Genomic DNA, 457 nt, shown 5'->3' with positions numbered 1-457 from the left:
CAGATACTTTAATAGGTGGAACGGGAAATGACTATCTAGATGGTGGTTATCAAGGTGATACCTACATCTTCTCGAAAGGTCACGGTCAAGATACAGTTTCGGACTATAGCGGTGGTCAAGCTGGTGAAGACATACTGAAGTTTACAGATGTTAATTTGGCGGATGTTAAATTCACCAAGGATAATAATGATCTATTGCTATGGGGTTATTCAGAAGGCGATAGTGTTCGTATCAAGAACTTCTTTAGTAGTAGTTACTATGAAATAGAGCAATTTGCATTTGCAGACCAAACAATCACGATGCAAGACTTCCAAAACAATGGTATGACATTCCATGGTACTTCAGGGGATGACACAATCAATGTGTGGGCAGGCAAGAGCTATGCACTTGGTGGTGATGGTAATGATATTTTGCTAGGGAATAGCGGAACAGATTACCTAGAAGGAGGCTCAGGCAA

The 457-nt window shown here is 40.9% G+C and carries 1 protein-coding gene; it reads left to right on the top strand.

Translation table 11 applies throughout. The features are described from left to right. Window positions 1–457, top strand: a 457-nt coding sequence (locus tag AC1Z3T_RS21200) for a calcium-binding protein (protein WP_483396998.1), incomplete at both ends; no start/stop codon positions are given.

This window comes from Acinetobacter sp. B-6, assembly GCF_056930735.1.
The sequence above is the reverse complement of the archived record's forward strand: the minus strand, read 5'-3'. Positions and strand labels throughout refer to the sequence as shown.